Source organism: Olsenella uli (assembly GCF_901212675.1).
Lineage (GTDB): Bacteria > Actinomycetota > Coriobacteriia > Coriobacteriales > Atopobiaceae > Parolsenella > Parolsenella uli_B.
Genome location: NZ_CAAKOQ010000059.1, coordinates 75845 through 82008, shown reverse-complemented (window position 1 = coordinate 82008; position 6164 = coordinate 75845). Strand labels below are relative to the sequence as shown.

The window sequence follows — 6164 nt, the reverse complement described above, 5'->3', positions numbered from 1 at the left end:
CGGCCGTGCGGGGCGGCCGTGCGGGGCGGCTGCGCGGGGCGGCTGCGCGCGACGTGCGTCTCTCGTGTGGGTGGCGCGCATCCAACCATTTTTGGCTAGGATGGGGGCACGGCACATTTCCCGGGCATTGCCCCGGTTGGATGGGAGAGCTATGGCAAAGCACTTCGCGGGCTCCAACGGCGTCGATTCCCAGCGTCGTGGCACCCAGGCACCACAGAGTCGAGCCGACTTCGAGGCCCGTCCGGGCGAGAGCCCCTACGCGCGCGGGTCTCGGGCTGTGGCAGACGCCAGCGAGCCCGCCCCCGCCGACGACGGGCCTGACTACGTCCCGGACCCGTATGGCTGGGGCCTCGGCCAGGGCGGCTCCACACCGTCATCCAACCCGTATGCGGCCGGCGGTGGGGCGGGCTCCTGCGCAGGCGAGTCGAGCCCCTACGCCGCTCCCGCCTCGGGCGCGGTGAACCTGCGCCACGAGCAGGTGGGCCCCGGCTCCGAGAAGGCCCGCCGCAAGCATCGCGACCTGCCCGGGCAGGGCGTCCCCGGCCAGCAACGTCGCCCGCGCCGCCGCAAGCCGGTGCTGCTCATTGTGCTCGTGGCCGTGCTGGCGCTGGCCGTGGGCGGCGTCTACCTCTACCTCAACCCGCCCATCTTCTCCATCACCGTGAACGGGACGGCGCGCACGGTGAGCGCGGGGTCCACCCTTGCCGACATCGTGAAGGAGGGCTACGCCTCACCCAAGGCCGGCAATCTCATGGCCGTCGACGGCTCGGTTGCCAAGGAGGGCGGTGGCGACCAGCTCGAGGCGCAGGTCAACGACCAGACCACCAACGACGCCTCCTTCGTGGTGCCGCGCGGCGCCAACGTTACCATCTCCGACGGCCAGGACACCACCGAGGACTACGACGAGCAGACCGAGACTGTCCCTCACGGCGAGTCGGGTTCTGACGTGAACTCGTTCAACAACTACTGGGCGGGCTCGATTCACATCTACTCCGACGGCGAGGACGGCGAGCAGGTCACCAAGACGGGCAAGGTCTCGGGCAAGACCGTCACCGAGGTCACCAAGCAGCCGGTTGACGCGGGCTACCACGTCTACACGGCCGACACGGGCGACGACAAGGTGATTGCCCTCACGTTCGATGACGGCCCGTGGCCCACCACCACGTCTGAGATTCTCGATATCCTCAAGGCCAACGACGCGCACGCGACGTTCTTCGAGATCGGCAACCAGATCGCCGAGAACGCCGACGTGGTGAAGCGCATCCACGAGGAGGGCCACCAGATCGGCACCCACACCTGGGACCACGCGGCAGGCTCGGGCCGCGGCGTGGACCTCACGCGCATGACCGCCGACGAGCAGGTGAGCGAGGTCGAGAAGGGCTTCGACGCGATTGACCAGGCCATCGGTACCAAGACGAGCCGCATCCTGCGCGCGCCGGGCGGCAACTACCACGGCCAGATCATCACGACGCTCAGGGACAAGGTCACGGCTGAGGTTGGCTGGAACATCGACACCGAGGACTGGCGCAAGCCCGGCGCGGACAAGATCGAGCAGGCCATCCTCTCGGCCAAGTCCGGCGACGTCATCCTCATGCACGATGGCGGCGGGGACCGCTCCGAGACGGTGGCCGCGCTCAAGGACGCGCTGCCCAAGCTCAAGGCCGAGGGCTTCAAGTTCATCACCGTGGACGAGCTGCTTGCCTACGGGATGCCCAAGAGCGAGTAGGGCTACGGGGAGGCTCCATGCCACGTGAGACGAACGCCGCGAAGCGTGCCCGCGCGATAGAGGTCTGCGAGCGGCTCAACCGGCGCTATGGCCCGGTCGAGTGCTTCCTCGACTACGAGAGCCCCTACCGCCTCGTCATATCGGTGCTGCTTAGCGCCCAGACTACGGACGCGCAGGTGAACCGCGTGACACCGGAGCTCTTCCGCCGCTGGCCCACACCGGCCACGCTCGCGCAGGCCACGCCCGAGGAGGTGGGCGAGGTCATCCACAGCCTCGGCTTCTATAAGACCAAGGCCCGCCACGCCATCGAGGCGGCGCAGATGATCGCGAGCGACTTTGGCGGCGAGGTGCCGCACACGATGGCCGAGCTCACGCGCCTGCCGGGCGTGGGGCGCAAGACCGCCAACATCGTACTCAACGTGAGCTTTGGCATCGTGGAGGGCATCGCGGTCGACACGCACGTGAACCGCCTCGCGCACCGCATGCGGCTCTCTCCCAAGACCCATGCCGCGGAGCCGCTCAAGACCGAGCAGGACCTGCTCAAGATCTTGCCGCACGAGTACTGGCGCGACGTCAACCACCAGTGGATCAGGTTCTGCCGCGAGATATGCAGCGCGAAGAATCCTAGGTGCGGAGAGTGCCCGCTCGTCGACATCTGTCCGAGCGCGCCGGGCAAGTAGGGGGGCCGGGCAAGCGTTGGGCGTTGCCGGCGCTCGGGCGAATGCCGGGCGTTGCCGGTGTCTGGATGGCCGGGACCCAATGGCTGGGCCCGGCCATCGGGCGCTAGAGCAGGCTGCCGTGGCGCCGCACGTAGAGGGCCTTGGCCGCGGCCGAGAGCGCGGAGTAGCCGGCCATGAGCAGCGCGAGCAGCCCAAAGAAGCTGGCGGGCAGCGCCACGAGGCCAAGCGCCTTCGCCGCGCCGGGCACGAATGGCAGCGCCGAGACCAGTGCCACACCTGCGACCGTGAGGGCCGTGAGCGCCGCCGAGGCCCGGCTCTGCAGCACGGGCACGAGCTCCGTGCGCAGCATGTGCAGCACGAGCGTCTGCGTCCACATCGACTCGACGAACCAGCCGGTCTGGAAGAGCGCCGCAAAGAGGGCCGCCTGGGCGGGGCTGGCCGGTGCCCTGGTTGGCGGACGTGTGCGAGGTGCCGGACGCGTGGTGGCGAAGCGGCAGGCTGGTGATGGGGTTCGTGACTGTGGTGGAACGGGCTGCGCGCAGGGTGCTGCGCGGGCTGGTGAGTGCGAACGTCTTCTTCGACATGGCACACCCCCTGATCCTTAGACGGGGCTCGGCACGGCGGACGTGCCGACGGATGGGATAGGGTGACGTGCGCCCGCGACGGGGTCTCTGGGGAGTCCGGTGGGGGCGTGACAAAGGCGAGGGCAGGGTTTTGCCATGTGCCTCCGAGAGACGCACCTTGTCGACTGCTCTGGGTGTCTATGGTGGTTTGCCTGCGATTATATGGGGTCTTGTCAGCAAGGTGAGGCCAGCTTGCCGGGCTGCCGGTCTCGGGGCCTTGGCACGCTCCGGGTGAGGTGCCGCGTCGTGGGCGCTGGTACTATGACTGCTCTCCATGAGCGCGGCTCCTTGGGCTGGTGGCCACCGGTTGGCGGCGGGGTGGGCGGGCCGGACCCGCACATGCGGTCGGCACCGTTTGGCCGCGAAAGAGCGGACTCACCCAGCGTGGGATTGTCAAGAAGTCCTTTTAAGACATGTGGCCGAGAGGTTCCGGTGGGTGGTGGGGCAAGCGGTGGGATGCTCGCCTCTTGATTGGGGCGGCGCGGCGGATGCCTCTCGTTTGAGAGCGGCGGGGCCGCTATCTCCTGCGCAGGGCCTTGCGGAGAAGGGCGAGGGTCTCGAGGAGTCGGCCGGGTGAAGGCGGCGTGTCCGTGGAGCCGTCGTAGCGCTCGGCGCAGGTGGCCCGCGCAAGCTCGCGGACGCGTGTGGCCCATGCGTGCGCCCGCAGGAGGCCGAGCACGGGTTCGAGCGGGGCAAAGGCGTCGTCGGCACCCGCGGTCCCCGCCATCGTGGCGTCAGCCGAATCGTCCGTCTCGACCGCGGGCGTGGCGCTCATCTCGGGAGTCTCCTGAGTCGTTGAGGCATCTACCTGCGGCGTATTGGTCGTCTCCGTAGAGTTTGCCTCCGTCTCCGCTGCGGCTGAGGTCGTGGCCTCCGTGCCCGCGGGAATCTCGACACCCCCTGAGTCGACGCCAGGCGCCGTGTCGAACATGAGCCAGTCGATGTCTTGGATGTAGGCCTCGCACCAGGCGTGGAGGTAGCGGCTCGAGGTGACGTGCGCCCCGTCGCTGCTCGTCTCGGCGGACCGGTGGTCGATTGCCACGCGTGTGGGTACGCCACGCGCGCGACCCGGCACCGCGAGCGAGGTGGCGTAGTGGATGCTGTAGTCGCTCCTCCTGTCAAGAAAGTCGCCGATTACCTCGAGGTTATTGGTTCCGTCGCCGTCGGGTGCATCAAGCGAGAAGGTGAAGCCGCCGGTCTCGAACCAGCGCACGAGCCAGGCCATGGCCGCCCCCTCCCGCATCACCTCGTTGTGGGAGGAGAGGGCGGCGAGGTCTTGGGTGCCCTGCTCGACCCGGGAGGTCACCTGCGCCGGAAGATCCTGGGGAAGTGCGAGGTAGCGGCCGTGCTGGTCGGTGCTGAGGCTTGGAGCCGGTCCGTCTCCACATTGAAGATGCCGAGTTCGTCGGCAAGCCGAAAGATCGTCTGAGACGCCTCGTTTGCTGAGGTCATGGGCGCCACAAAGAGGCCGTGGACGGCATAGCTCATGCTGGGTCGCGCGCCGGTGGCGTCAGAGCGGATGGTACCGTCCGAGGTCCAGCGCCGGGTTGCGTCCATGACGGTGGCCGCCCTGCGTGCGGCATGTCGCTGCGGGGGTGCCACGATGAGCGCGGCGGCAGCTCCGAGCAGGGCTTATGCGAGCGTGCTCCACGCGCCCGCCTCCACGATGCCCGTGAGCGCGCGAACGATGATGCCCAGGCAGCAAAGGCAGGCGGCGAGCGAGACGAGCCGGACCGTGGCGGAGACGGGTTGGGGTCAGCCCTCTCGCGTCTGTCCTTAGCTGGCGTTTGTCTCGGCATCTTCGTGAGCCCCGACCAGGCCGCGGCGTCGTGAGCCGCCGCCTGGCTACGAGGCGCCGCCGTCCGCCAGGTCACCTCGCAGGCCGACCCGAGACCGCTCTGGCGAAGGGCCTGCTGGAGCGCGCCGTCCCGGGCATCGGTCACCAGCAGCAGGTGCCAGCTTCCCAGGTGCGCGCCGAATCTCTCCCAGCTCGTGATTCGGAGCGTCTCCCACGCCTCCGCTCGTGTCGTGTCCGTGACGTTTGGCATGATTGGCACATCATCGTTGACGTGGGGGGCGCGTGCGGCTTAGCATCGTTGTTGAACAAGCGTCAATAGTAAGCTTCGACTTAAGGTAACATGAGGTAAACACATTCGTTTGGAGGCGGGACAATGGCGGGAAAGACCCAGACGAGGACTCGCCGCGCCCAGGCGCAGACCCCTGCTCGCCCGCGCACGGTCAAGCAGCCAGACGAGCGACGCCAGGAGATCCTGGACGCGGCGATGGCCCTGTTCACGACGCGCGGCTACGACGCCGTTTCGATGCGCGACATCGCGCGCGCGGCCGACATCACGCCCGGCCTCGTCTACCACTACTTCGACTCCAAGGAGAACCTCTTCTCCGTGGCGTTCGATGCCTACGTCATCGAGTGCACCAACGCCCTCATCGAGGTGCTCGACAACCCCGACCTGCCGCTGGGCAGGAAGCTCGACGTGCTGTTCTCGCAGCCGGCGGACGAGGAGAGTCGGCGCTATCACGCGTTCTTCCACGCCAAGGGCAACCGAATGTTCCACGACCACCTGTCGTTTGCCATCTGCCACAGGCTGTACCCGCACGTGCTCGCGGCGGTCCGGCACGACGCGCGTCTGCGTGGCAAGGAGGTCCGCGAGTCCGAGACGCTCGTCGACTTTGTGATTCATGGGCAGCTCAACCTCATGAGCGCGCACGACGCCCGTGTCCCCGAGCGGCTCGACCTCATCCGCGAGTACGTGCAGATCCTGCTCGACAGCCAGACGTTCCCGGCGGAGTCGGCGGAGCCCTAAGGCTTACGGGAGCATCGAGGCCTAGGTGTTGCGTGCCATGACGTTGTTTACGCCGACGATGCGCGACATGGGCGGCAGGCCCCCGCAGGCGCTGTGCGGTCTCTCCCAATTGTAGTGGTCGATGAAGGCCTCCAGGGCGTCCGCCCTGGAGGCCTCGCTCTCCCAGGCCCGCACGTACTGCCACTCACGGGCCAGCGTCTGGTTCATGCGCTCGACCTTGCCGTTCTGCCAGGGGCTGTACGGCCTCGTGTACTTGTGCCTGACGCCCCCGGAGCTGAGGAACTCGTTGAAGAGGCGGCTGTGGTACGCGGGG

At 68.0% G+C, this 6164-nt stretch carries 5 protein-coding genes and 1 pseudogene (1 of these 6 cut by a window edge); 3 read left to right on the top strand and 3 right to left on the bottom strand.

Going from position 1 to position 6164, the window contains the following annotated elements; genetic code table 11:
- Positions 1-151 precede the first annotated feature (151 nt).
- Together EFAMC1_RS10245 and nth are read left to right on the top strand one after the other, a co-directional pair.
- On the top strand, positions 152-1726 hold the full coding sequence (locus EFAMC1_RS10245; RefSeq protein ID WP_187324658.1) for a polysaccharide deacetylase family protein: 1575 nt from the start codon (positions 152-154) through the stop codon (positions 1724-1726).
- A 17-nt stretch (positions 1727-1743) separates the two neighbouring features.
- Positions 1744-2406 carry an endonuclease III gene (gene nth / locus EFAMC1_RS10240; protein ID WP_154054165.1) on the top strand — a complete coding sequence of 221 codons (663 nt, stop codon included), beginning with the start codon at positions 1744-1746 and terminating at the stop codon, positions 2404-2406.
- A 103-nt stretch (positions 2407-2509) separates the two neighbouring features.
- On the opposite strand, the gene EFAMC1_RS11560 is transcribed toward nth, so the two are convergent.
- Entirely contained in the window at positions 2510-2995 is a 486-nt protein-coding gene (locus EFAMC1_RS11560; protein WP_410054792.1) for a cation transporting ATPase C-terminal domain-containing protein, read from the bottom strand.
- A gap of 551 nt (positions 2996-3546) precedes the next feature.
- Positions 3547-4335 (bottom strand): transglutaminase-like domain-containing protein, encoded by a 789-nt coding sequence (locus tag EFAMC1_RS10230; protein WP_154054163.1) that lies wholly within the window; start codon positions 4333-4335, stop codon positions 3547-3549.
- 865 nt (positions 4336-5200) lie between these two features.
- Here EFAMC1_RS10230 and EFAMC1_RS10225 point away from each other — a divergent pair.
- Entirely contained in the window at positions 5201-5851 is a 651-nt protein-coding gene (locus EFAMC1_RS10225; RefSeq protein WP_154054162.1) for a TetR/AcrR family transcriptional regulator, read from the top strand.
- A 21-nt stretch (positions 5852-5872) separates the two neighbouring features.
- On the opposite strand, the pseudogene EFAMC1_RS10220 reads toward EFAMC1_RS10225, so the two are convergent.
- Positions 5873-6164, bottom strand: a pseudogene (locus EFAMC1_RS10220) (IS481 family transposase); it runs 689 nt beyond the window's last position.

Bases quoted from the DNA above. Each gene is read 5' to 3' on its own strand.
- EFAMC1_RS10245 (WP_187324658.1), top strand. From the start codon at position 152: ATGGCAAAGCACTTCGCGGGCTCCAACGGCGTCGATTCCCAGCGTCGT.
- EFAMC1_RS10225 (WP_154054162.1), top strand. From the start codon at position 5,201: ATGGCGGGAAAGACCCAGACGAGGACTCGCCGCGCCCAGGCGCAGACC.
- nth (WP_154054165.1), top strand. From the start codon at position 1,744: ATGCCACGTGAGACGAACGCCGCGAAGCGTGCCCGCGCGATAGAGGTC.